This is a genomic window from Halomonas halocynthiae DSM 14573 (assembly GCF_000425725.1).
GTDB classification, from domain to species: Bacteria; Pseudomonadota; Gammaproteobacteria; order Pseudomonadales; family Halomonadaceae; genus Halomonas; species Halomonas halocynthiae.
Map to the genome: position 1 here is coordinate 235999 of NZ_AUDZ01000013.1, position 22855 is coordinate 258853.

The 22855-nt window shown below is 53.3% G+C and carries 24 protein-coding genes; 12 read left to right on the forward strand and 12 right to left on the reverse strand.

The genetic code is table 11. From position 1 onward, the window contains the following. Window positions 1–128: 128 nt before the first annotated feature. A complete protein-coding gene (locus H616_RS0101120; RefSeq protein WP_051233865.1) occupies window positions 129–578 on the reverse strand; it encodes a pyridoxamine 5'-phosphate oxidase family protein in 450 nt (149 codons plus the stop codon). A gap of 71 nt (window positions 579–649) precedes the next feature. Continuing rightward, entirely contained in the window at window positions 650–1120 is a 471-nt protein-coding gene (locus H616_RS0101125; protein ID WP_027965713.1) for a hypothetical protein, read from the reverse strand. Window positions 1121–1568: 448 nt separating this feature from the next. Between H616_RS0101125 and H616_RS13925 the strand changes: the two genes are divergently transcribed. Next, window positions 1569–2282, forward strand: coding sequence for an HAD family hydrolase (locus tag H616_RS13925; RefSeq protein ID WP_051233867.1), 714 nt, complete (start codon window positions 1569–1571; stop codon window positions 2280–2282). 70 nt (window positions 2283–2352) lie between these two features. Continuing rightward, the gene (locus H616_RS0101135; protein ID WP_027965714.1) at window positions 2353–3711 is read left to right on the forward strand and encodes an esterase-like activity of phytase family protein; all 1359 of its coding nucleotides are present in this window, start codon (window positions 2353–2355) and stop codon (window positions 3709–3711) included. 56 nt (window positions 3712–3767) lie between these two features. Here H616_RS0101135 and H616_RS0101140 read toward each other — a convergent pair whose 3' ends face one another. The 5 genes from H616_RS0101140 to H616_RS0101160 all read right to left on the reverse strand — a co-directional run bounded on the left by H616_RS0101140 (window position 3768) and on the right by H616_RS0101160 (window position 9528). Further along, complete coding sequence (locus H616_RS0101140; RefSeq protein ID WP_027965715.1) at window positions 3768–4820, reverse strand: sn-glycerol-3-phosphate import ATP-binding protein UgpC; 1053 nt, start codon at window positions 4818–4820, stop codon at window positions 3768–3770. Window position 4821: 1 nt separating this feature from the next. Then, window positions 4822–5670 carry a sn-glycerol-3-phosphate ABC transporter permease UgpE gene (gene ugpE / locus H616_RS0101145; protein WP_027965716.1) on the reverse strand — a complete coding sequence of 283 codons (849 nt, stop codon included), beginning with the start codon at window positions 5668–5670 and terminating at the stop codon, window positions 4822–4824. Between the two features lie 19 nt (window positions 5671–5689). Continuing rightward, window positions 5690–6574 carry a sn-glycerol-3-phosphate ABC transporter permease UgpA gene (ugpA, locus tag H616_RS0101150; RefSeq protein WP_027965717.1) on the reverse strand — a complete coding sequence of 295 codons (885 nt, stop codon included), beginning with the start codon at window positions 6572–6574 and terminating at the stop codon, window positions 5690–5692. Window positions 6575–6743: 169 nt separating this feature from the next. After that, on the reverse strand, window positions 6744–8072 hold the full coding sequence (gene ugpB, locus H616_RS0101155) for a sn-glycerol-3-phosphate ABC transporter substrate-binding protein UgpB (protein WP_027965718.1): 1329 nt from the start codon (window positions 8070–8072) through the stop codon (window positions 6744–6746). Window positions 8073–8361: 289 nt separating this feature from the next. Further along, window positions 8362–9528 carry an iron-containing alcohol dehydrogenase gene (locus H616_RS0101160; RefSeq protein WP_027965719.1) on the reverse strand — a complete coding sequence of 389 codons (1167 nt, stop codon included), beginning with the start codon at window positions 9526–9528 and terminating at the stop codon, window positions 8362–8364. 161 nt (window positions 9529–9689) lie between these two features. On the opposite strand from H616_RS0101160, the gene H616_RS0101165 reads away from it, so the two are divergent. The 4 genes from H616_RS0101165 (at window position 9690) to ruvX (ending at window position 12577) form a co-directional block, all read left to right on the forward strand. Continuing rightward, entirely contained in the window at window positions 9690–10367 is a 678-nt protein-coding gene (locus H616_RS0101165) for a CvfB family protein (RefSeq protein WP_027965720.1), read from the forward strand. Between the two features lie 85 nt (window positions 10368–10452). After that, window positions 10453–11421, forward strand: coding sequence for a glutathione synthase (gshB, locus tag H616_RS0101170; protein WP_027965721.1), 969 nt, complete (start codon window positions 10453–10455; stop codon window positions 11419–11421). A gap of 155 nt (window positions 11422–11576) precedes the next feature. After that, entirely contained in the window at window positions 11577–12134 is a 558-nt protein-coding gene (locus H616_RS0101175; RefSeq protein WP_027965722.1) for a YqgE/AlgH family protein, read from the forward strand. Further along, window positions 12134–12577 carry a Holliday junction resolvase RuvX gene (ruvX, locus tag H616_RS0101180; protein ID WP_027965723.1) on the forward strand — a complete coding sequence of 148 codons (444 nt, stop codon included), beginning with the start codon at window positions 12134–12136 and terminating at the stop codon, window positions 12575–12577. Before H616_RS0101175 ends, ruvX begins: the two co-directional genes overlap by 1 nt. A 6-nt stretch (window positions 12578–12583) precedes the next feature. On the opposite strand, the gene pyrB is transcribed toward ruvX, so the two are convergent. Continuing rightward, complete coding sequence (gene pyrB, locus H616_RS0101185) at window positions 12584–13615, reverse strand: aspartate carbamoyltransferase (RefSeq protein ID WP_027965724.1); 1032 nt, start codon at window positions 13613–13615, stop codon at window positions 12584–12586. Window positions 13616–13917: 302 nt separating this feature from the next. Between pyrB and H616_RS0101190 the strand changes: the two genes are divergently transcribed. After that, on the forward strand, window positions 13918–14304 hold the full coding sequence (locus H616_RS0101190; protein ID WP_027965725.1) for a Fur family transcriptional regulator: 387 nt from the start codon (window positions 13918–13920) through the stop codon (window positions 14302–14304). A 93-nt stretch (window positions 14305–14397) separates the two neighbouring features. On the opposite strand, the gene H616_RS0101195 is transcribed toward H616_RS0101190, so the two are convergent. Then, window positions 14398–15447: a zinc ABC transporter substrate-binding protein gene (locus H616_RS0101195; RefSeq protein WP_156906401.1), complete on the reverse strand. Its 1050-nt coding sequence runs from the start codon at window positions 15445–15447 to the stop codon at window positions 14398–14400. 162 nt (window positions 15448–15609) lie between these two features. On the opposite strand from H616_RS0101195, the gene H616_RS0101200 reads away from it, so the two are divergent. Together H616_RS0101200 and H616_RS0101205 are read left to right on the forward strand one after the other, a co-directional pair. Beyond that, complete coding sequence (locus tag H616_RS0101200; RefSeq protein ID WP_027965727.1) at window positions 15610–16380, forward strand: ATP-binding cassette domain-containing protein; 771 nt, start codon at window positions 15610–15612, stop codon at window positions 16378–16380. After that, a complete protein-coding gene (locus H616_RS0101205; protein ID WP_035572250.1) occupies window positions 16373–17200 on the forward strand; it encodes an iron chelate uptake ABC transporter family permease subunit in 828 nt (275 codons plus the stop codon). The genes H616_RS0101200 and H616_RS0101205 overlap by 8 nt, the downstream gene beginning before the upstream one ends. A gap of 63 nt (window positions 17201–17263) precedes the next feature. Here the strand turns inward: H616_RS0101205 and folE2 are convergent, their stop codons facing one another. Further along, entirely contained in the window at window positions 17264–18157 is an 894-nt protein-coding gene (gene folE2 / locus H616_RS0101210) for a GTP cyclohydrolase FolE2 (protein WP_027965729.1), read from the reverse strand. 333 nt (window positions 18158–18490) lie between these two features. On the opposite strand from folE2, the gene H616_RS0101215 reads away from it, so the two are divergent. The 3 genes from H616_RS0101215 (at window position 18491) to H616_RS0101225 (ending at window position 20573) form a co-directional block, all read left to right on the forward strand. Beyond that, window positions 18491–19174 (forward strand): HAD family hydrolase, encoded by a 684-nt coding sequence (locus H616_RS0101215; RefSeq protein WP_027965730.1) that lies wholly within the window; start codon window positions 18491–18493, stop codon window positions 19172–19174. A 46-nt stretch (window positions 19175–19220) separates the two neighbouring features. Next, entirely contained in the window at window positions 19221–19595 is a 375-nt protein-coding gene (locus H616_RS0101220; protein ID WP_027965731.1) for a translation initiation factor Sui1, read from the forward strand. A gap of 84 nt (window positions 19596–19679) precedes the next feature. Then, complete coding sequence (locus H616_RS0101225; protein ID WP_027965732.1) at window positions 19680–20573, forward strand: nuclease-related domain-containing protein; 894 nt, start codon at window positions 19680–19682, stop codon at window positions 20571–20573. Window positions 20574–20601: 28 nt separating this feature from the next. Here H616_RS0101225 and H616_RS0101230 read toward each other — a convergent pair whose 3' ends face one another. Together H616_RS0101230 and H616_RS0101235 are read right to left on the reverse strand one after the other, a co-directional pair. After that, window positions 20602–21372, reverse strand: a complete 771-nt coding sequence (locus tag H616_RS0101230) for a ribonuclease T2 family protein (protein WP_051233869.1) — start codon at window positions 21370–21372, stop codon at window positions 20602–20604. Window positions 21373–21426: 54 nt separating this feature from the next. Continuing rightward, window positions 21427–22764 carry a deoxyguanosinetriphosphate triphosphohydrolase gene (locus tag H616_RS0101235; RefSeq protein ID WP_027965734.1) on the reverse strand — a complete coding sequence of 446 codons (1338 nt, stop codon included), beginning with the start codon at window positions 22762–22764 and terminating at the stop codon, window positions 21427–21429. Window positions 22765–22855: the final 91 nt, after the last annotated feature.

A 22855-nucleotide genomic window follows, 5' to 3' on the forward strand; every position in this document is an offset into this window, starting at 1 on the left:
AACTCTGAGATTAAGGTATGATAAACGTTGCCGCTTAACCTAAAATTACTGTGCCGTAAACATGAAAGCCAAACATAATTCAAAAATGTTAAGCGTTATAAATCATTCTTAAATGCTTCTTTGTGCAACTATTTTTTCTGGACGTTGTATGTCAATAAAGCGCCCTTTACCTGGCTTTCCGGGGTGGTTTTTGGGAATAAAAAATAACTTGGCGCTAGAATTTTCGATGATGACTTTACTGTAATTTCAAAAATGCTATTTATTGGAAAGTTTTCGCCCGCAAGCTCTGCCAAAATAGATAGATAACCAGTCCACTCAGTATCACTGGAAGTAACTACCCGCGCAGAGCCTTTTACTTTGAAACCTCGTTGCTCAAAAATATCGATAAATGATACGCATACTTGTGGGTTGCTTCGAATATTCCGCTCACTTTCTGGTGACGCTATATTGGCGATGAGCATGTGGTCTTCATTTAAGAACTGAAAAATCTCTTTTGGTGAGACATTGGGGGTTGCATCAAGATCACTCGTTGCTAGCCAACAAAGAACACTTTTTTCCGAATAATCTATCATTTTCATAGTGAACGCCATTTATTGTATAACGCCAAAGCGTACCAGCTCACTTTAGCCTTTCCGCGTGACGCGATTGGTTAAGTGTTGTACGGCTCACGACTTAGTGCCTCGCACTCCGTGAGCGTTCCGGACCGTTCATGTTCAACCACCATGTTGGTGCTGCTTCTTGAGATCACAGTTAACGTCGCCTCTTCGGGGCTTATTGGCGCATTGAAAAATTCTAAAATCTCGTTAGTGTATCCATCTCCGAAATGTCCAGTTATGTCGAAATCCTTCACTACATTGAACACATGCCCGTCGAGGTAAAACTGGTTACCCTGCACTTTGGCCACGCCTTCTCCTTCATATGAGAACTGGGCAAACACCTCGTTTTCATTTATGTGGCTATAAATTATTTTGCTTGAAGAAACATACGAAAGATCATTGTCGTATTTAATATCGCTAATGAATTTTTCTCTTACATTTTGCTGAGGATACTCATATTCATAGGAGCAGCTCCAATGGCCATCACCAAATATGGAAATTCCCACGATGAGAAACTCAAACATCTCAGCATCTCCTGAACCTAACAGGTAGTAGGTAGCACGCTCGTTTATTCACTTGAATGCGCGTGCCTTCCATAATGTTATTTTGCCTATACGTTGGCTCGACAGCTGTTTGACATATACATAAATTACCATGGCTCTGTTTGAGAACATAAGTCGCTAGGCGTGTTGCATTATACGTCGCAGGCGTTTGCTGTTGTTTCAGCCTTTCCTATAAGCATTAGCTTAATTTAGCATTGTTGGTCGATGAATCCCAAGCGGCGAAAGGCGTTGTTGGTAAATATCTTCCAAGCGTAATGGCCTGTGCTTGTTGCTGCTGTGAAGTCGCTATCGGGTGGTTAGTCAGCGCTGGTGAGGTGCCTGGTTTTGTCGGGTTGTGCATATGTCATGCCCCTGTCATGCCGTTGGCGCAGGCTATTGAGCCGTTGCTACTTGGCCTTTGGAGGATGTCATGCGTTTCGCCTTGTTTGACCTTGATGACACACTGCCGGATGGCGACTGTAGTGCGCTTTGGAATAACTGGATGGTCGAGCGTGGTTGGGTCACGTCGCCTGGCGAGTTCCTGGCACGCACGCAGTCAATGAATGCGGCCTATCACGCAGGCCGGCTCAGGCTGGAAGATTACTTAGCCCTGACCCTTGCGCCCTTGGCTGGGCGGGAGGTGGATGAGGTAAGTAAAGAGGTGGCGACTTTTGTCTCGGCGAGGATTGTACCGCGGCTATTTCCCCAGGGGCGTGAGTTACTGGCTCGACACCAGCAGCAAGGAGACAGGCTGTTACTCATCTCCGCTTCATCGCGTCACCTAGTTGGGCCAGTCGCCGAAGCGCTCGGCATTGACGATGTCATTTCTGTTGATCTGGTAAGTGAAAATGGCCGATTTACCGGCGAGACTCGCGGCGAACTTTCGTACCGCGCTGGTAAAGTGGCTAGGTTGAATGCGTGGTTAGCTGAACAGAATATGATAGCCAGTCATGTAAGCTTTTATTCTGACTCTCAAAATGATCTGCCGCTGCTTAGCCGAGTCGACCGAGCCATCACGGTAAACCCTGACCCAGTGTTGGCTGAAGTGGCCCGTGTTGAGGGGTGGCCATGCCTGCAGTGGCGTGGCAATAAAGCCGCGGGTTTTGATCAAGCCGCTAACGGCTACTTTACTATCGTCACCTAGCTGTAATGCGCTTGTCTTCAATCGCCTTTTTACTACGCCTGATTGTTAACTCAATGTAACAGGAGTAGAAATGAAGCGAATATCTCGCGCCGTGCTGTTGGCCACTCTTGGCTTGAGCGGTGTCATTCAAGCGGAAGAGAAATCGTATACCGCCACGTTGGTTGGCCATGCCTGGATACCCGCGCTGTCACTGCTTACCCCGCCCGCTGATGCGCCTCAAGATGCCTGGTTAAGCGGTAAGTTTATTGACGCCACGCGCAACCAGGTTCCTATGAGCCGGTATGGCAACACCGGTGCCTTACACGGTAACCGCAGCACCGAGCTGGCTACGCCGTTTATTGGCCAACCACTGCAAGGGTTGTCAGGCTTTGCGATGGAGCAAGACGCAGATGGTGCCTTTTACGTGCTGACTGATAACGGCTTTGGCTCTAAAGCTAACAGCCCAGATGCCATGTTGTTTTTCCACCGCATGGCACCGAACTTCGATACCGGCCAAGTTGACGTTAAAGAGACAATTTATTTACGCGACCCAGGCGCCAAAATACCTTTCCGTATTGCTTACGAAGGTACTGAGTCTCGCTACTTAACTGGTGCCGATTTCGACCCCGAAAGTATTCAGTTGGTGAATGATGAAATTTGGATTGGTGAAGAATTTGGTCCTTACCTGATTCGCGCTGGGCTAGACGGCACAATACGAGCGGTATATCCCACGCAGTTGAACGGTGCCACGCTGAAAAGCCCGGATAACCCCAGCATCAGTGCGCTGGCTAATGTGGGTAGCGATTGGCAGGTTCCCCGCTCAGGCGGCTTTGAAGGGTTGGCACTACAGCCTGAAACGGGGCTGTTATGGGCGATGCTGGAGAAGCCCTTGCTTGATGCCAATGGTGAGCCAGATGGCCGTGACTTGAACGTTATGGCCTTCGACCCCGTTGCAGGTGAATGGACCGGAGAACATTTTCGTTTTCCGCTGGCTGATGGAGCCACCGCCATTGGCGACTTTAACTTTATTGACCGCGACCGTGCCTTAGTAATAGAGCGTGACAACGGTGAAGGAGACCCCAGCTTGGCTTGCCAGGGCGACGCCCGGCCCGATTGTTTTCCGCACCCGGCCAAGCATAAGCGAGTGGTGTTGATTGACACTTCCACGCTGGATGAAAATGGCCGAGTAGCTCGCTTAGGCTACGTTGATCTGATGGCAATTGCCGACCCTGACGATAAAAGCCGACTCGATACTCAGGCGAATCGCGATTTGAGTGCGCAGTTCACCTTCCCGTTTTTTACTATTGAAAACGTAGTGAAGGTAGACGACAGGCATATCATGGTGGCGAATGATAATAACCTGCCAGGCTCCACGGGCCGACAGCTAGATGCGGCGGCCGATAATGAGTTCATTCTGCTTGATGTTGCTGATTTTCTGAACGCTCGATAGCTTGAGCTGAGCTGGGGCTGCCTAGTGCGAGGCGGTGGCCCCAGCTTCTTAGAGGTTTAATCGGTGCGTTTTCCGGTGCGGCTATCAAAAGGGTGAAGCGCTTCATGGGCAACATATACGCGGAGCATTTCGCCTTCATGTTGCGGTGGTTGCCCGTTGGTGCGAATAACCGCTGGTTGCTCACTGTTTGCGAGGCGTATATATAAGTGGCTTTCGGAACCTGCGGCTTCAAACAGCTCTAGGGTTGCCTCAATGGTTAAGTGAGGTGACTCAGGAGGGGACAGACAGATAGCGTCAGGGCGGATTCCGAGAGTGTCGGTCGGGGCGGGAAGGTTGAGGGAAAGGTTTTTATTATCAATGTCTTGAATATACTTCAATGGCACCATGTTCATTGCAGGAGAGCCGATAAATCCAGCAACAAACATGGTGGCTGGGCGGGAATAAATTTCCATTGGCGTACCGACTTGTTCGATTTTTCCAGCATTCAGTACCACTAAGCGATCGCCAAGCGTCATGGCTTCAAGTTGATCGTGGGTGACATACAGGCTAGTGGTTTTTAGGCGGCGCTGTAGTTTTTTGATTTCCACCCGCATTTGAACACGTAGCTTAGCGTCAAGGTTTGAGAGGGGTTCATCGAACAGAAACACTTTTGGGTCGCGTACCAGTGCGCGGCCCATGGCCACACGTTGGCGTTGGCCACCAGAGAGCCGGCGTGGTTTGCGCTCTAGGAAATCGTCTATTTCAAGAATTTTGGCGGCATTGTGTACGCGTTTTTTAATCTCTTCTTTTTTGAAGCCGCGGTTTTTTAGCCCGTAAGCGAGGTTGTTATATACCGTCATGTGGGGGTAAAGCGCATAGTTCTGAAATACCATGGCGATATCGCGTTCAGCAGGCTCCAGTGTATTCACCACTTGGTGGCCGATTTTTAGTGTGCCCTGGGTGATGGTTTCAAGCCCGGCAACCATGCGTAAAAGCGTTGATTTTCCGCACCCTGACGGGCCGACTAGCACAACAAGCTCGCCATCCTGAATAGTTAGGTCGATGCCTTGTACAGCGTGTACATCGCCTGAATAGGTTTTTTTAAGGCCTTCCAACGTAATGCTAGCCATCTTATTTCTCCGTTTCGGTTAGGCCTTTTACAAAGAGTCGCTGCATGAAAAGCACCACAAGTACAGGGGGAAGCATAGCGAGCGTTACGGTCGCCATGATCAGGTTCCACGCTGGCTCCCTGTCAGCGGTAGCCATCAGGCGCTTTATTCCCATTACGATGGTGTAAAACCCTTCCTCGGTGGTGACAAGCAGTGGCCAGAGGTACTGAACCCAGCCATAGATGAACATGATCACAAATAGCGCCGAGATATTCGTGACAGAAACCGGGATGAGAATGTCACGAAAGAATTTCATCGGGCCGGCGCCGTCCATGCGGCTGGCTTCCATTAGCTCGTCGGGAACGGTCATGAAGAACTGTCGAAACAAAAAGGTTGCGGTTGCTGAGGCAATTAAAGGAAGGGTCAAGCCGGCATAAGAATTTAGCATTCCTAGATTGGCCACGACCTCATAGGTGGGGATGATCCGCACCTCAACGGGCAACATAAGTGTGATAAAAATGATCCAAAAAGCCAGGATTCGGAAAGGAAACCGGAAATACACAATGGCAAAGGCAGAAAGAATAGAAATAAATATTTTCCCAAAGGCAACAATAAGCGCCATAACCAGGGAGTTGCCTAGCATTAGCCATACCGGTGGGGTGCCGCCAATATCCAAGCCTGATTTGAGCATTGTTGAGTAGGACTCAATCAGGTTGTCCCCAGGTAACAGTGGCATGACGCCACGGACAAAAGCGTCAGGTTCATGTGTAGAGGCAATAAAAGCCACATAAACAGGAAAGGCGACAACGATGACCCCGGTTATCAGAACCAGGTGTGTCATGAAGTCGAGAAACGGCCTATTTTCCACCATGAGAAGATCCTTGTAATGCTCAGTAGTTTACCCGACGCTCCACAAAGCGAAATTGTATAAACGTTAATAGGAGAACAATGCCCATTAGCATGACGGATTGAGCCGATGATGAGCCGATATTAAGGCCAACAACACCGTCGTTATATATTTTGTAGACAAGAGTCATTGTTGCTTGGTTTGGCCCGCCCTTTGTGGTTGCATCAATCACCCCAAACGTGTCGAACATCACATAGTTTATGTTGATGATAATTAGGAAAAATGTTGTGGGTGAGAGTAAAGGGAAAACAATGCTCCAGAACCTTTTAAATGGCTTTGCTCCGTCAATTGCGGCAGCCTCTATCAAGGGCTGAGGAATAGACTGAAGGCCGGCTAAGAAAAATAAAAAGTTATACGATACCTGTTTCCAAGCGGCAGCTATTGTTATCAGAATCATCGCTTGAGTGCCTGATACACGGTGATTCCAGTTGATGTTGAACCAGTCAAGAAGGTGGGGGATCAGCCCAATTGTTGGGTTGAATAAAAACCACCAGAGCACCCCGGCAACCACTGGCGCAACTGCGTATGGCCAGACCAAGAGAGTGGTATAAAATTTAGACGTGCGTAATACACGGTTAACACACACTGCTAGGAGTAAGGCTATTCCCATAGAAAGTAATGTAACAGACACAGAAAAAACGGCGGTTCTTCCTAGTGCATTTAAATACGTTATGTCTGCGAGTATTTGCGCATAATTTTCTAGCCCTATAAACGTTGTTTTGAATCCGAAGGGGTCTGTGCGTTCAACGCTAGATTTTACGGCTTGGCTAGCAGGCCATATGAAAAATACCAGTGTAATGATTAGCTGAGGTGCTAATAAAAGATAAGGTAGCCATCGGTTCTGGTAAGTAGACCGTTTGGTCTGCATGGGGTCATCCTTTCTTACGGAAACAATGAGCTAGATAGCTGACGGCAGCGACGTTCGGCGAAAGGCCGATAGGTGGGTGCCCGTATGCTGCGGTAGCGTTAAAATCAACGAGGAGTTGCAGAAGCCCCAGCCTGTATAAGCTGGGGCTGTGCGATGAGCGCTTAGTGCATTATTGGTTGGCTTTTTCGAATTCGCGAAGAATTTTATTGCCACGCTCAGCGGCATCATCAAGCGCTTCTTGCCCTGTTTTGCTGCCCGAAAGTACGGCTTGAAGCTCTTCGTCTAACACCATGCGCACCTGGGGGTAGTTACCAAAGCGTAAACCCTTCGAGTTAGCCGTTGGCTCGTTAAGGTTAATTTGCTTAATGGCGATATCTGTCCCAGGGTTTTCGTCGTAGTAGCCTTGCTCTTGGCTAAGTTCAAAGGCTTTCATGGTAATGGGTAAGTAACCAGTGCCCTGGTGCCATTCTGCTTGAACTTCGGGTAATGAGAGGTAGTCAAGAAATTTCGCGACGCCTTCATATTCGCTATCATCATGGCCTGATAGCACCCATAGGGTGGCACCACCGATAATAGAGTTTTGCGGTGCGCCATCGACATCGCTGTAAACAGGTAGCATGCCAAAGCCAACGTCAAAGTCGGTATTTGCCATGACATTAGCGCGCGATGCAGAGGAGTTCATGTACATAGCACAATTGCTGGAATTGAAGGCCGGTGCTGCATCGGACCCTTCAGCGGGACCGCCATACATAAAGATGTCGCTATCGCTCCATTCTTTTAGCTGGTCCCAAAAACGTGCTTGTTGCTCACCGTTGAAGCTGTACTCAGTGTCTAGGCCGCCAAAGCCATTTTCCAGCGTGCCAAATGGCTGGTTATGTAACGCTGAAAAGTTTTCTAAACCCACCCAAGTGGCGGCATAACCCATCGTGAAACCGCATGAAGCAGCACCAGAATCAAGAATTTTTTGGCTCATTTCTCCCATTTCCTGCCATGTTGATGGCGGGGTTTCGGGATCAAGTCCGGCGGCTTCAAAAATAGCTTTGTTGTAATAAAGGATGGGTGTTGACGAGTTAAATGGCATAGAAAGCATATTGCCATTGGTGTCAGTGTAATATCCTGTTACTACCGGAAGATAGGCTGACGGATCAAAATTATTTCCGTGGTCTTCCATTAGTTGGTAGACGGGATAAACAGCACCTTCGGCTGCCATCATCGTACCCGTGCCTACCTCGTAGACTTGAACAATATGAGGCTGCTCACCTGCGCGGAACGCGGCAATGGTGTTGACCATGGATTCTTCATATTCTCCACGGTAAGACGGCACAACGACGAACTCATCCTGAGAGTTACTGAACTCCTCAGCAATGGTGCTTAAGCGCTCGCCTAGCTCACCACCCATAGAGTGCCACCAGGTAATTTCAGTTGCTGAGTGAGCCGATAAGCTAAGGCTTGCTGCCGCGATACCCGCTGAAACAGTGCGTAATGTGAAACAAGACATAAAAAACTCCTTATAGACCCGAACCCAGTCAGAAAATGAAATATGATTGCTGAGGTTATTGAGCGCACTAAACTATAGATAATATAAGTGACGCTTTGATGAAGGCGGGATGAAGGGGCGATAAGACGCCTGAATGTCATAGGTGTGGTGCTCTTCTGGCCTTATATATCTTTCTCGTTCGGTGTGATTGGCATCTAGGCGTAAAACTCAAGCTAAACAGCCGCCGCTTGCTTCGCTGGAGAGCGTTGAAAACGGCGGCTTTTGGTTAGGCTGTTGAGGTTACGTTACGTCAGCTTTCTGGCCACAGTTGCTGGTAAATAGCGATAATTTCGTCGGCGCTGGGCACGCGGGGGTTGTTGCCGGGGGAGCCGGAAGCTAGCGCCTGTTCTGCCATGCTGGGCATCAATTCAACAAAGCGTTGGCGTTCAATGCCGAATTGCTCGGGTGTGGGTACCTGCAGTTCTGCATTTAGCGCGGTTAACTCATCGAGCAGTTTGCTATTGGCGGTGTCGTTGCTGTCCTGTTCGCTGGCAATGCCGATGGCTCGAGCGCAGTCGGCATAGCGCTCGGCGGCGGCGGGTATCGAGTAGGCGGTTACGCTGGGCAGTAGCATGGCGTTAGAAAGCCCGTGGGGTACGTGGAAATGAGCGCCGATGGGGCGGCTCATGCCATGAACCAGCGCAACCGATGCATTAGAGAAGGCGATGCCAGCCAGGGTGGAGCCAAGCATCATGGCTTCGCGGGCCTGCTGATCGTTGCCATTGTAGTAGGCGCGGCGCAGGTTAGGGCCGATCAGTTGCATGGCCGAAAGAGCTTGGCTGTCGCTGTAGGGGTTACGTTTTTTGCTGACGTAGGCTTCCATGGCGTGGGTTAGGGCATCTATGCCGGTGTCGGCGGTGGTGCGCGGTGGCAGGCTTAGGGTCAGGCGATAGTCGATCAATGCGGCGACTGGCATGAAGCCCATGCCGACACATAGCATTTTTTCGTCGCTGATTTCGTCGGTAATGATGGTGAAGCGCGTGGCTTCAGAGCCGGTGCCAGCGGTGGTGGGAATAGCGATGATCGGCAGGCCCGCTTCGTTAACCTGGCGCGGAAATTTGTAGTCGTACATTTCGCCGCTATGTTTGGCGAGTATCGCGATGGCCTTGGCGCTGTCGATAGGGCTGCCGCCGCCCAGCGCAATCAGGCAGTCGTAGTTGCCGTTACGCGCCATGTTTACCCCCGCCTGAATGGAGCTAACTGTGGGCTCTGGCACGGTGGCGTCGAAGACATCGGCGGCGATATTGTGCTCGGCAAGCAGGGTGTGAAGTTGGCTACTGTAGCCAAGCTGCACCATCATTTTGTCAGTGATAATCAGCGGGCGCTGGCAGCCAAGGCTGTGTAATACGGCGGGCAGCTCTTGGCTGGCGTTGTCGCCAACTTGCATCAGGCGCGGCAGAATAATCTGGGATGACATGGTAGCTCCGTTATTATTAGAGGTTGGGCGGCATATGGTCCTTTGTATCTTGTTGCCTCGCCCCCATACTAAGAGCAATACGTTCATTTTGCGGAAAAGTTTATATGTCTGATCCCCGTGATCGCCGCCCTGCCCGTGATGGTGTCTCGCGCCGTGAGCCTATGCGCCGTGGGCGAGAGCCCCAAGCGGCCGTGGGCGAGGTGGCTTACCTGCCGGTAGTGGCAGTCAATAATACTGGCGCCTTTCTCGACTGGGGCCATGCCAGCGATGTGCTGTTGCCCTATGGCGAGCAGCAGTTTCGGCCTACTGTTGGTCGGCGTGTGCTGGTATTGCTCTATGAAGATGACCAGGGGCGGCCCGTGGCTACCCAACGGTTGGACCGCCATTTGGTCGATGAAGCGGTAGGGCTAAACGCCGGTGATGAGGTAGCGCTGGTGGTCGCTGAGCAGACTGACTTGGGCTACAAAGCGACGGTGAATGGCCGCTTTTGGGGGTTGCTGTATCGCGATGATGTGACTCGGCCGCTGCGCCGTGGCCAGCGTGTTCAGGGTTACGTTAAGCGCGTGCGTGAGGAAGATGGCAGGCTAGACTTGTCGTTGCTGCCCTCTGGCTCGGCGCGACTGGATGTGGTGGGCGACACGGTACTTAAAGCGCTACGCGAAAGCGGTGGCTATCTGTCGCTGAGCGATGCCTCGCCCGCAGGCGAGATCAAAGCGCGCTTAGGTGTTAGCAAGGGCGCGTTCAAGCAAGCCATTGGCCGACTTTATAAACAGCAGCGTATTGTGATTGAGCCTGACGGCATTCGGCTGGCAGTAGGTGAGGCGTCTCGGTCGAGCTGAGTCGCTGGAGTCACTCTGCTGGCTGCTGCATACTGCCCAAGACTTTATTCCGGTGCGCTCAGGCGCGGTACCGACGAGAGGAATCATGAGCGATAGCACATTGCGGATTGGTGTGGTGATGGACCCCATCGCCGACCTGACCTACAAAAAAGATACCAGCTTGGCCATGCTATGGGCTGCCAGTGATCGTGGCTGGTCCTTGCATTACATGGAGCAGGAGGATCTTTTCCTGCGCGATGGTCGCGCTCATGCGCGAATGTGTGACCTTGAGGTCTATCGTGATACCGAACGGTGGTATTCGCTGGGCGAGCCTGCGGTTAGGCCATTGGCTGATCTCGATGTAATCCTGATGCGCAAAGACCCACCCGTTGATGAGCATTTTCTTAATGCGGTGCATCTGTTGGGCTTTGCTGAGCGTGACGGTGTGTTAGTGGTTAACCCAACCCGTGCATTGCTGGAGTGTAACGAGAAGCTGTTTGCTCAGCAGTTCCCGCAGTGCTGTGCGCCGACACTGGTTTCGTGCCGCGACAGTGAGCTGCGCGCCTTTCATGCTGAGCACGGCGATGTGATATTTAAGCCGCTGGACGGTATGGGCGGTAGTGGTATTTTCCATGTTGGGCCAGATGGCCGCAATTTAGGTGCGGTGTTAGAGATGCTGACTAACAATGGCCAGCGCCAGATTATGGCTCAGCGCTATCTGCCTGAGATTAAAAACGGCGACACGCGCATTCTGCTGGTAAATGGCGAGCCGGTGCCTTATGGCTTGGCGAGAGTCCCGATGGCCGGTGAAACGCGCGGTAATCTGGCGGCGGGTGGCACAGGGGTTAGCCGTGAGCTGACGGATCGTGATTTATGGCTGGTGGATCAGGTGAAGCCGATGATTCGTGAGAAGGGGCTGATTTTTGTCGGCCTTGATGTTATCGGCGATTACATCACCGAGATTAACGTCACCAGCCCAACCTGCGTGCGTGAAATTGACGACCAGCGCGGCACAGATATTGCCAGTGACTTGATGGACGTTATTCGCCGCCACTTTGACGGCCAGCAAGCATAGCCTGCACTCAGTTGTGCAGGGATAAGTGTTACAATTAATGCGAGATAAGAGTGAGAGCAATTGCTGCGAGTTCCCGTGGCCTGTTGCTTTCTTGCTCATTTTTCCTGTTGGCAAGATTTACCATACGGCGAGCAGTAGCCCTGCCGGAGACGTTGATGCTAAGCCTAAAAAATCACTTCCTGATGGCAATGCCGCATTTGGAAGATTCCCCGTTTGCTGGGTCGCTTTGTTATCTCTGCGACCACGACGACAATGGCACCATGGGAGTGATGGTTAATCGCCCCTTGGAGCTGACGCTTGATGCGCTGCTTGAGCAGCTGGAGCTTGAAATTCAGGACCCGTCGGCCCTTAGTGCCCCAGTGTATTTTGGCGGCCCTGTGCATAAAGATCGTGGCTTTATTCTGCATCGTGGTGACAGCAGCGACTGGGACTCCAGCCTGCAGGTGAGCGAAGAGATTGCTTTGACCACTTCGATGGATATTTTGCAGGCGTTAGCAAAGGGCGAAGGTCCAGAGCACTTTTTGGTGTGCCTGGGGTGTTCGGGCTGGGAGCCCGGCCAGCTTGAAGAAGAGCTTAAAGATAATGCTTGGCTAACGGTGGAAGGCCGAGCTGACATTTTGTTTGAGCTACCGCCAGAGCAACGCTTGCAGGCCAGTGCCGGTGCGCTGGGTGTTGATCTGAACCTGATGACGCGTGAAGCTGGGCACAGTTAATGACTGCCATGGGCCAGCGGCTAATTCTCGGGTTTGATTTTGGTACGCGGCGTATCGGTGTCGCGGTGGCCAATGAGCTGATTGGCAAAGCCCGTGAGTTACCAGCTCTACCCGCGCGCGACGGTATTCCCGATTGGCAGCAGGTGGCTTCGCTAGTGAAAGAATGGCAGCCCGATTTGTTTGTGGTTGGGTTGCCGCTCAACATGGATGACAGTGAAAGTGTGATGAGCACCCGTGCGCGTAAGTTCGGTAAGCGTCTTTATGGGCGTTTTGGGGTGCCCTGTGAGATGGCTGATGAGCGCGGCTCAACCCGTGAAGCCAAGACAATTGCTAAACAGGCAGGGCACCGCGGCAACTATCGTGCTGAAAGCGTCGATGGTATTGCTGCGGTGCTGATTCTTGAGTCTTGGCTGGCGCAGCAAGAAGGCTTGCCGAGCGCTTGAGTTGAGTTAAAACCCGGCGTCGTCCACGCCGATGGTCTTCGGTACGAACCAACGCACGTCGCGTAAGTCTTTCTCAATCTGATCTTCAACCTGCAATAGCTTGGCGAATATTGCCATGCGCATGGGAATACCGTTGTCGGTTTGGCGGAAAATCGCTAAGCGCGGGTCGCCGTTGAGGTCTACGTCTAGGTCGTTGGCCTCGGGGCGGCTGTCTCGGGGCAGCGGGTGCATAACAATCGTGTTGTTATTGCAACGCTGGTTGAGGAAAGCCAGGTCAACGGTGAAGTCTCGTGATAACACGCCAAAACCTTCGCTCATTTCCTGAGTGAAGCGTTCTTTCTGAATACGTGTGGTGTACACCACGTCGACATCGGAGAAGTCGCTATTTAGGTTGTCGCGTGAGGTTATCTGTAATCCACGGGCGCTAACGGTGTCGATCAGCGCAGCAGGCATTTCAAGTCCTGGTGGCGACACTAAGGTGACGCGCATCGGCCCAAAGAGAGACAGTAGTCGAATTAATGAATGCACTGTGCGGCCGTATTTTAGATCGCCGGTTAGCAGTATATGGGCGCCGTTTAGCGTCTTGCCCAGCCGTGTGAACTCTTTGTTGATGGTGTAGATATCCAGCAGCGCTTGGCTTGGGTGTTCACCTGGGCCATCGCCGCCGTTAATGACGGGCACGTTGGTGGCACGAGCGAACTCAGCCACTGAACCCTGGTCGGGGTGACGCATCACAATGGCATCGCAGTAGCCACTCATCACTCGGCTGGTGTCGTACAGCGATTCCCCCTTGGCCATGGACGAAAAAGTAAAGCCGGTGGTGTCGCATACGGTGCCGCCCAAGCGACAGAAGGCGGCATTAAAGCTGACTCGAGTACGGGTACTGGCTTCGAAGAACAGGTTGCCAAGTACGGCACCTTCCAGTACTCGGGTGATCTTGCGTCGTTGGGCGATGGGTTCCATGCGTGCGGCGACACGGATCAGGTGATTGACATCATCGCGGGACAGGGAATCAATGGAGAGCAGGTGGGGGCTCATCGCAGGCCTCGGCTGGCGGTGGATAACGCCGCTTAGTGTACTCTGCACAGGCGCTGGCTTCACGCAGTAGTCGGCGCATTAATCCTGAGTGGGGTGTTGGCCATGCCGTATGGTGTGGCTGGCGCCATTGCAGGGCGGCATCTAGGTCGCTAGTCTTTGCCCCATAACGGGTGAGCCTCTCGAACCGTTTCTTTTCTAGAGCCGTTTGATTTAAAAGAAAATATACCGCTATTTTTGACAGGCATGGCAAGCATGGTGGCCTACTGGAAATAATGGGGCGAGAAGACAATGAGGACAGGGTGATGACGCTAACCAAAAAAGAACAGTTGGTGCTGGATGTCTTGAATAAAGAAGATGCACCATTAGGCGCGTATGCCTTACTTGACCGGCTCCGTGGGGAAGGGTTTAGTGCGCCAGTTCAGATATACCGCCCTTTGACCAAGCTGCAGGCGCTTGGTCTGGTCCATCGCCTTGAATCGCTCAATGCCTATGCTGCCTGCAGCTTGCCGGGTGGTTGCCGTGGCTCTGCGGCGTTTATCATCTGCGAAAACTGTGGGGCATTCGATGAGTTAAAGGATTCCGAGCTGCAGGGTGAGCTGGTGAATATGGCTAGCCGCCAAGGTTTCTCGTTACGCAGTGCGACAATCGAATTGCACGGTATTTGCGGACGTTGCGCTGAATCTAGCTAAAGCGGTATACCGACCTCGGGGTCACGGTGGTGGATCATCCGTGTGCCCCGAGGAGAGAAGCACTTGTCATGCTTAAGGGCGCTTTTGGGTCAGTCAGCGCGTCAATGAGTGTTCGGCGCAGCGCACGATACCATCTGCGAGTTGAGTCAATAATTGTGGATAGAGCGTTGTGTCCAGCGGTAGGCCAACGCCCAGCGGGTCGATGACAATCGATGTTTCAACACCCGTACCTTCGAATACGCTGTCGATTAATGCGGGGTTAAATTGTGGCTCTCGGAACACGCATTGAATGCCTTCGTCTGACACGCGGGTTTGAATTTCGCGGATGCGTGCTGGGCTGGGGCTTGAGGCATCGCTTAAAGAAATCGCGCCCGCGGCTGGTACGTCGAAGCGGTTTTCAAAGTACTGATAAGCATCATGAAAGACAATGAAGCGTGCTTCCGGAGCTGCGACTAGTCGGTCATTCAGTGTGTTAATCAGGGTGTCCAGCTCGGCTTGACCTTGCGCTGCGTTTTGGCGATAAGTGCCCGCATTCTCAGGATCGAGGTTGGCTAACGATTCAGCAATAGCGCCAAGCCAGGCTTGTGCGTTGACAGGGTCGAGCCAACCATGAGGGTCTATGCCTTCATGAGTGTGATTATGCGCTTGATGGTCATGTGAGTCATGCCCATGATTATGATGGTCGTGGTCGTGGTCGTGGTCGTGGTCGTGGTCGTGGTCGTGGTCGTGGTCGTGGTCGTGGTCGTGGTCGTGGTCGTGGTCATGGTTGTCATGCGCATCGAACGTCGCCCCTTGGCGATACGCTAGCTGCTGTGTCCCGTCAGTCTCCATCAACTCGACCATTACCGCGCCACTTGCCAGCGACTTCCGCACTTTGGGTAGCCATGGCGTTAAATCATCGCTGACCCAAAAAACAACATCTGCTCGTGATAGGGCATCGGCTTCTGAAGGCCGCATGGCGTAGCCGTGGGGTGAGGCGCCTGGCTGAATGATTAGTTTAGGAGAGCCCAGTTCCCCCATAACCTGGTCGACCAGAGAGTAGACGGGGGGGATATCTACTGTTACCGAGGGTACGTCAGCCACTGCAATAGCAGGCACCATCAGCCAAGGCAGGCTGAGCGGACGTAGCAGTTTGTTCATCATGGTTTCTCCAAGCGTTATGTGAGCAGTTTTATGTGGGCAATCAGCAGAGCTATTGAGAGAGCCATCGTTATATTATAACATTCGTGGTCACGTCAACGTTGCTCGATGGTTGCCTGATGCCAGTTTTTCCGGCCCTCGTCACGACAACACCGGAGACCCACCATGCCTCTTCTGTCGATTGATGATTTGCATGTTGCCCTTGGGGGGCATTGCATTCTTGAGAATATCGACCTGCACATTGATCGTGGTGAAGTTGTCACTTTGATTGGCCCTAATGGGTCCGGTAAATCGACCTTGCTGCGTGTGATTATCGGTGCCGTGCAGCCTGCCCGTGGCCAGCTAGTGCGAGAGCAGGGCCTGACGATTGGCTATGTGCCACAGCGCTTAGCTATCGACCCTACCTTGCCATTGACGGTGGCGCGTTTTCTGAATTTGCCGCGCCGCCATTCGAGCCGAGTGTTACGTCAGGCGCTGGAACAGGCGGGGGTTCCTGGGCTGATGCAGCACCAGGTGACCGACCTGTCAGGCGGGCAGCTGCAACGCATTTTGCTTGCTCGGGCCTTGTTGGAAAAACCCGACCTGTTGTTGCTCGATGAGGCGACTCAAGGGCTTGATTATCGCGGTACGGCTGACTTCTATCGTCAAATTGAAGCAGTGCGCCGTGAGCTAGGCTGCGCCGTACTGATGGTAAGCCATGAACTGCATGTGGTGATGCGTACGTCGGATCGTGTGGTTTGTCTGAACCGCCATATCTGCTGCCAAGGGACTCCCGAGCGAGTTGTTGCTTCGCCGGCTTATCAAGGGTTATTCGGTGCTGGTACCGGTGATGCACTAGCGCTTTATCGCCACGGGCACGACCATGACCACTTTACCGCTGCATCTGCGCCGTCTACGGCGGATGCCAGTCACCAAGGAGCCAATGTTAATGCTTGATGATTTTTTGGTACGCGCTGCTCTGGCCGGCTTTGGTGTGGCGCTTGCGGCTGCGCCGTTAGGTTGTTTCGTGGTGTGGCGGCGTATGGCGTATTTTGGTGATGCTACCGCTCATGCGGCTATCCTTGGTGTGGCGCTGTCGTTGTTGCTTTCAACCTCTGTTTTTGCGGGTGTACTGGTGGTGTCGTTGCTGATGGCGACACTGGTTTCGCTGCTGAGCGGGCGGGGCTATGCCATGGATACGTTGCTTGGCGTTATGGCACATTCGGCGCTGGCTTTCGGGCTGGTGGCCGTGTCATTTCTTTCAGGGGTCCGTGTGGATTTAATGGCCTATTTGTTCGGCGACATTCTTGCTGTTGCTCCACAAGACTTGGCTCTCATTGCAGTGGGCGTGTTATTGGTGGTGGGCTTGATGGGGTGGCGCTGGTCGGCATTGCTCACCGCAACACTGGATGCAGACCTTGCTCGAGCGAGCGGTATTGACCCTAAGCGTGAACAGCTGGTGTTAACACTATCTTTGGCGGTAGTGGTTGCGGTGGCGGTGAAGGTGGTGGGTGCGTTATTGATTGCTGCCCTGTTGATTATTCCTGCGGCCGCGGCTCGGCCTTTCTGTCGTACGCCAGAGGCCATGGTGCTATTGGCGGCCGTGGTTGGAGCTGCCTCAACCACAGGCGGCTTGCAGGCCGCCTATTGGTTCGATACGCCTACTGGACCCACCATTGTTTGTTTGGCCGCGGTTTTGTTTGTGTTGTCTAGTTTTGTGGCACTGCTTAAGCGTAAATTGGCACGGCCTGCTGCCTCTTCTGACGCTCTTCGCTAAGCCGCCCGGCTCTCGCTTTTCTTAGTCTGTCTGTGGTCAAGCGTTTACGACCAAAGGGCGTGATTAATCCTGCCAGTTCCACTCACTGCGGGCCACCGCATCATGAGCGTGCAGACTCTCGGCGTGCACCACGCGCAGAGAAAACCCTGAGATATTCGGTTGCTCGCTCAGCGTGGCATGAAGACGCCGTGCTGCATCTTCGCAGAACATCAGGTTCTGGCCATTAGCCAAGGCAAAGGCTTGTTCGTCGATGCGTTTGACGGCGGTTTGCAGGGCGGTGCCAAGAGCTTGCTCGACACGATCAACCAGTGCCAGTAAAGGTAATGATTCTTGGTTGGGCGCGACGCGAACGGAAAGATGGGCTTGGCTGCGCTGGCTGTGAGGCGTGGCTAATATGCCTTGATCACTGCCTAGCCATTCCCTAACCATTTCGTGGGTTATGGGGGCTTCACTGAAGTTTTTGTCGAAGGCTTGTTGAACCAGCTGACGGGCAAGGGCGGCGGAGCAGGGGCAGGTAGAAGAGTAGCCCACGCTGAGGTCAAGAATGACGTGCAGTCCGCTGCTATCACGCCGGCAGCGCAGGGTGAAAGGGTATGTTTTCCACCCAGAAAGGGGGCTGAGTAGCGCTGGGCGGCGCAACAGTGCCTCGCCTTCTAGGTCGAGAAACGCTGCTTCAGATAACCCGTCATGGCTGGCTAGAAACGTATCGAGCACTGCGGCTATCTGCGGCAGTGTCAGTTCTTGGTGCGCTAAATCAGCCAGCGCTAGATAAAGGCGCGACATGTGAATACCACGGGCCGTGGGCTCATCAAGGCTGACGCCTGCTGACGCGCGGCCAGTAATAGGCTGACCAGCGATTTGGAGTGGCAGAGCGATGCCCTCCATTCCGACCCAGCTTAAGGCACCAAGGTGTTCGGCAGGTGCGGTGGCAATATCTTCTAGCGGGTGTTGTTCCATGTCATGCTCACTTGAGAGTGCTGACGTTGCTTTGGGCATGGTGAGCGTGCGGTGCTAAGCAACGTACAGCACAGGAAAATAAACGTTATAACATAACATTAAGTGGTCTGCTAACCTTGTTCGCTGGTATGTGCTGTGCGGCAATGGACGAGTGTTGCGTTGTTGGTCAAAGTGGCGTGTTTGAACAATATTGAATACGCTAGAAGAATTGACAGATTTCATTTAAAAACACTGTTCACAAAATGCTGAAACTGGTCTTTAATGAGTAGTCTCAATGCCCGAAACGTTTTGGTTGGGTATTAACTACGCCCCTTGATGCCGAGAGGTCTGCCAATGGTCCGCCCGCTCTGTCTGCTTTTTGATTGTGACGGCACCCTTGTCGACAGCGAGCCGCTGTTGGCGGAAGAAATGGAGCATAGCCTGACAGAGGCCGGGCTGCCGTTTCGGGCCAGTGACTATGTTGGTGAGTTTCGTGGCGCGCGTTTTCGCCATATCGTGGCAACGCTGGAAGCTCGTTATGGCCGTGTGGACGCTGACCGCCTCAAGATGCTTGAGCAGCGCATGCGCGCCAATCTTGATCGGCGGCTGGCGGTTGATCTTGAAATGATAGATGGTGCCGCCGAAGCCTTGGCAGCGCTGGTTGGGCATCCTATGGGGGTGGTGACCAATGGGCCACTAAGAAAAGTGCGTACTTCGCTGAGCGCTACGGCACTTGAACGTGCGTTTGGAGACAACCTGTTTAGCGCGTATGAAGTGGGCTGCTGGAAGCCTGACCCTGGCCTTTACCAGTATGCGGCGAATAAAATGGGCTATCATCCACAAGACTGTGTCGCCATTGATGACGCACTAGTTGGTGTGAAGGCGGCGCTGGATGCCGGCTGTGTGGTGGTACACCTTAATCGTTTTCCTGATGTTGAGCCGACACCGGAAGGCGCCATCATGATTACCAGCATGTTGCAGCTCCCGACAGTCGTTGCACGCCTGACCAATACGCGCCAGCTGCTGTCTTCCGGCTGAGTTTCGCTGATTATTTTTGACTATTGGAAAGCAAAAGAGGTAGTGCATGGCGTCAATGCAGGATCAGCTGCGCGGGCTAGTTTATTCCACGGAACATGGCGATATCTGCCCTGAGTGCCGCGAGTCCATAGGCCAGTGCCGTTGCGATGAGAATGCTGAACAGCAGCGTCTGGCAGCATTGGACGGCATTGTGCGGCTGCGCCGTGAAACCAAGGGGCGTAAAGGTAAAGGCGTAACGTTAATTGAGGGTGTGCCGCTGGCGGATGAGGCGCTGAAAACGTTGGCCAAAGCACTCAAGAAACGCTGTGGCACGGGAGGCGCCCTGAAAGAGGGTGTGATTGAAATTCAGGGTGACCAACGTGACGTGCTCAAGACTGAGCTAGAGCAGCGTGGTTATCGGGTTAAGCTCAGCGGTGGGTAATAGAGTAGTCGATGGTCAGGCTCAGGTGGGCTGATCATATAACTGGGCTAACATGCCCGTGTTCCTGAATAAAGGCATAGCGTCATGGTTTGGTTCGAGTACCTTCTGCCGCTGTTGTTTCTGTTCCCGCTGGCTGCAACCGGTGCGGCTGTGTTAACGCTGCGTCATTTGCTGAGCAGTCAGCCGTTTTCTCCCTTCGATACCCAACCACTTGATGAATCGGGGCAGACACTGCGCGAGCGCCTTGATCGATGTTTTGTAAGTCTGTTTATCAATGGTGCCCTGGGGCCAATTCTCATTTTGTCACCATTGGTTTATGGCATGGGGCGCATGCTATTTGCCAGCGAGCAGATATGGCTGGAGTGGGCCATGATTGGCGCATTGATCAGCGTACTGGCGCTTGTTTTCGGGCTGCGGCTGATTCGTGATTTTCAGAAAATCACGCGGCTTAAGCTCGGCCTTTCCTGTGAGCTTGCCGTGGGTGAAGAGCTCAAACGGTTGATTCGCCCCGAGTCGCACCCCTACGTGGTGTTTAAGGGGCTGCCTGGAAAATTTCGCACGCTAGGGCATGTGGTTGTTACACCTAACCGTGTATTTGTTATTGAGACCCGCGCCCGAACGCCGAGCGTTAGTTTGGATGGCGTGTCACATAACATCGTAACGGTAGAGCATCAGCGGTTACGGTTTGGTAGCTGGAACGAGCGCCGTCCGATGCAAGAGGCGCTTCAGTCCACGCGTTGGCTGGCAGTCTGGTTAGAGCGTGAGTTGCGTAAAACCGTGCCAGTACAGGGAGTGCTGGTGCTGCCCGGCTGGCAGGTTGTTGCGGCGGAGCTTCCGGCTGAACCTCATAGTGAGCTATGGGTTGTCAGTGGAGAGGGGCTGGCTGGCCAACTCAGGCGCTGGCAAGGGCCAGACATGGACCCTGCCACCCACCGTGAAATAATCGCCGCGCTGCAGCGGCGTCAGGAGGCTTTGTGAGGCTTGGGCTGACCAATAAGCCTGCTGCTCACCTAGGGGCTGGTAGTTTGATTTGTCGTGCGCAGTTGCCGCGGTTCAAGTGCATCAGGCTGTTTCGCGCGGGGAAGCGGGTGAGTTGATCGGCATGAATACCAATGCGCACCTCAGTCAGTGTGCCTTTACCTCGCCCACCGCATGTTAGGTGAAGAGCCCGCCCCGTACCTTGCCCAAAGGCGTTTTCGAAAGCATCAATCAGCGCGTTTCTGTCGACGCTGTGGCCACTGTTATCACGAACAAAGGTACCAAAATCACTGTTGTTGACGGTTTCTACTAGCGCGACTGAGGTATCGAACAGGTCGTCGGCAGTGATGCCAAGACAGGCCGCGTGTTTGGCGTGCTGGTAGCGGCCCAAACAGCTGGCGCGGCCTGGCATGCTGTAGTCAAGCGCATCGCTGAGGTTGCTGGAAAGTGCTAATGGTGGGTTGCGGCAAAAGCTGCCGCTAGGGCGCGGAGATTCCAGAAAACAGCCTTTTTTACGCCATTGGCTGGCTGTAACGCCTTGTTCGCGTAGTCGTTGAGGCAGAGACGGCCACAGCCCATGGAGCACAAAGCCGTCGTCAGCCCCGCGGGACAACGAGGCATTGCGACATTCGCGCGGTGGGCGTGAGCGGCTTTCACAGAAGCCGCCGTGCCAAGTTAAAGCAAGGGTATAGCTCGTAAAACCTTCCGCTTGAATGGCTGGAATGTCTGCCATGGCTGAGTGGCTGAACAGCAGTGCGACAAGTAGTGCGTTAAGGCGTTTTAACAGTAGATTTAGCATGGTTTCGATGCTCTGATGGTCTGTGGCACGTTAATCGCCATTTTTATAACACGGTCAGTAGCCACGCAGTCGCCCGCCCATTTCCTGGGCTAGATCAACGGCAAAGTGGTCTGTCATGCCGCCAATGAAGTCCAGCATACGCCGGTAGCTATCGTAGAGCGACCAAGAAGGCAGCGGGGTATTTTCGCCAATTAGCGCCAATACGCGCTCATGCTTGAAGGATGAGCTGCCGGTATGGTGCAGCTCGTGGGCTGCGCCAATAAACGCTTCCAGTAAAATACCCAGGGTGGTGTAAGCGCCAATTTCCAGTTTAGCTTTGCGTTCGTTGCGGAAGATACGCTCGCGGGCCAGCTGTTTAGCCGCCTTAACGCCCCAGTCCAGGTCAGGATGACACAATGCCAACAGATCCTGTTGTAGGCTGCCGCTTAGCAGTTCGTGTTCGTACTGGACAAACACGTCGCTAACGTCGCTGACAGCACGCTCCATGGCGGCGCCACGCAGTGCTGCAACGAGACGGCGGCGGGAAGCCCCCTGTTCTTGCATGGCAAGGTAGTCGCTGGGTGCGCCTCCAGCAATTTGGATCAGCACGTCGGCGACTTCGCTGTAGTCCAGAATCTCCATCTCTAGGCCGTCTTCTAGGTCGAGCAGCGCGTAGCAGATATCGTCAGCGGCTTCGACCAGCCAGGCCAGTGGGTGACGGCACCAGCGTTGCGCCCCTTGTGATATTAGGCCAAGGCGGTCAGCTAGCTCGGATAGCAGTGGCGCCTCACTTTGGTAGGCACCAAACTTGCCTGCTTTGCCGCCATGCGAGACGGTCCACGGGTATTTCAGCAAAGTGCCCAAGGTTGCTGTGGTTAGGCGCATGCCGCCACGAAACTGATTGTATTCAATCTGGGTGACGATGCGGAAACCTTGAGCATTGCCTTCGTAAGTCAGCAGGTCGTGGCGCTCGTCTTCAGACAGGCCATCAAGTAAGCCGCTGCCGTTGATGTTTGCACTCTTGAACCAGTCGCGAATGGCATATTCGCCCGCGTGCCCAAAGGGCGGGTTGCCAATATCATGCGCTAGACAAGCTGCCTGGACGATAACGCCTAGGTCCGCTGGGGTGATAGCTTCGGGCAGCCGGTGGTGAAGTGCTTCGCCAACACTCATGCCCAGCGAGCGACCGACACACCCAACTTCCAGTGAATGGGTGAGGCGTGTATGGATGTGGTCGTTTTCGGTTAGCGGGTGAACCTGCGTTTTGCGGCCCAGGCGGCGGAATGACCCAGAAAACACGATACGATCGTGATCCTTGTGAAAGGGACTGCGGCCTGGTTCTTCGGGAAGCGCACCCCGAGTATCGTGCAACCGTGTTGGATCAAGTAAGCGCTGCCAGCTCATTTGCGTCATGCAGAGTGTTCTCCTTGAAGCCTGTATTCTCGCCGTTACGGTGCCACTCGCCTAGTCAGCTCTGCGGCAGCAGTTGCTTGTAGGCGCTGCT

Bases quoted from the DNA above. Each gene is read 5' to 3' on its own strand.
- H616_RS0101120 (WP_051233865.1), bottom strand. From the start codon at position 578: ATGAAAATGATAGATTATTCGGAAAAAAGTGTTCTTTGTTGGCTAGCA.
- H616_RS0101125 (WP_027965713.1), bottom strand. From the start codon at position 1,120: ATGTTTGAGTTTCTCATCGTGGGAATTTCCATATTTGGTGATGGCCAT.
- H616_RS13925 (WP_051233867.1), top strand. From the start codon at position 1,569: ATGCGTTTCGCCTTGTTTGACCTTGATGACACACTGCCGGATGGCGAC.
- H616_RS0101135 (WP_027965714.1), top strand. From the start codon at position 2,353: ATGAAGCGAATATCTCGCGCCGTGCTGTTGGCCACTCTTGGCTTGAGC.
- H616_RS0101140 (WP_027965715.1), bottom strand. From the start codon at position 4,820: ATGGCTAGCATTACGTTGGAAGGCCTTAAAAAAACCTATTCAGGCGAT.
- ugpE (WP_027965716.1), bottom strand. From the start codon at position 5,670: ATGGTGGAAAATAGGCCGTTTCTCGACTTCATGACACACCTGGTTCTG.
- ugpA (WP_027965717.1), bottom strand. From the start codon at position 6,574: ATGCAGACCAAACGGTCTACTTACCAGAACCGATGGCTACCTTATCTT.
- ugpB (WP_027965718.1), bottom strand. From the start codon at position 8,072: ATGTCTTGTTTCACATTACGCACTGTTTCAGCGGGTATCGCGGCAGCA.
- H616_RS0101160 (WP_027965719.1), bottom strand. From the start codon at position 9,528: ATGTCATCCCAGATTATTCTGCCGCGCCTGATGCAAGTTGGCGACAAC.
- H616_RS0101165 (WP_027965720.1), top strand. From the start codon at position 9,690: ATGCGCCGTGGGCGAGAGCCCCAAGCGGCCGTGGGCGAGGTGGCTTAC.
- gshB (WP_027965721.1), top strand. From the start codon at position 10,453: ATGAGCGATAGCACATTGCGGATTGGTGTGGTGATGGACCCCATCGCC.
- H616_RS0101175 (WP_027965722.1), top strand. From the start codon at position 11,577: ATGCTAAGCCTAAAAAATCACTTCCTGATGGCAATGCCGCATTTGGAA.
- ruvX (WP_027965723.1), top strand. From the start codon at position 12,134: ATGACTGCCATGGGCCAGCGGCTAATTCTCGGGTTTGATTTTGGTACG.
- pyrB (WP_027965724.1), bottom strand. From the start codon at position 13,615: ATGAGCCCCCACCTGCTCTCCATTGATTCCCTGTCCCGCGATGATGTC.
- H616_RS0101190 (WP_027965725.1), top strand. From the start codon at position 13,918: ATGACGCTAACCAAAAAAGAACAGTTGGTGCTGGATGTCTTGAATAAA.
- H616_RS0101195 (WP_156906401.1), bottom strand. From the start codon at position 15,447: ATGATGAACAAACTGCTACGTCCGCTCAGCCTGCCTTGGCTGATGGTG.
- H616_RS0101200 (WP_027965727.1), top strand. From the start codon at position 15,610: ATGCCTCTTCTGTCGATTGATGATTTGCATGTTGCCCTTGGGGGGCAT.
- H616_RS0101205 (WP_035572250.1), top strand. From the start codon at position 16,373: ATGCTTGATGATTTTTTGGTACGCGCTGCTCTGGCCGGCTTTGGTGTG.
- folE2 (WP_027965729.1), bottom strand. From the start codon at position 18,157: ATGGAACAACACCCGCTAGAAGATATTGCCACCGCACCTGCCGAACAC.
- H616_RS0101215 (WP_027965730.1), top strand. From the start codon at position 18,491: ATGGTCCGCCCGCTCTGTCTGCTTTTTGATTGTGACGGCACCCTTGTC.
- H616_RS0101220 (WP_027965731.1), top strand. From the start codon at position 19,221: ATGGCGTCAATGCAGGATCAGCTGCGCGGGCTAGTTTATTCCACGGAA.
- H616_RS0101225 (WP_027965732.1), top strand. From the start codon at position 19,680: ATGGTTTGGTTCGAGTACCTTCTGCCGCTGTTGTTTCTGTTCCCGCTG.
- H616_RS0101230 (WP_051233869.1), bottom strand. From the start codon at position 21,372: ATGCTAAATCTACTGTTAAAACGCCTTAACGCACTACTTGTCGCACTG.
- H616_RS0101235 (WP_027965734.1), bottom strand. From the start codon at position 22,764: ATGACGCAAATGAGCTGGCAGCGCTTACTTGATCCAACACGGTTGCAC.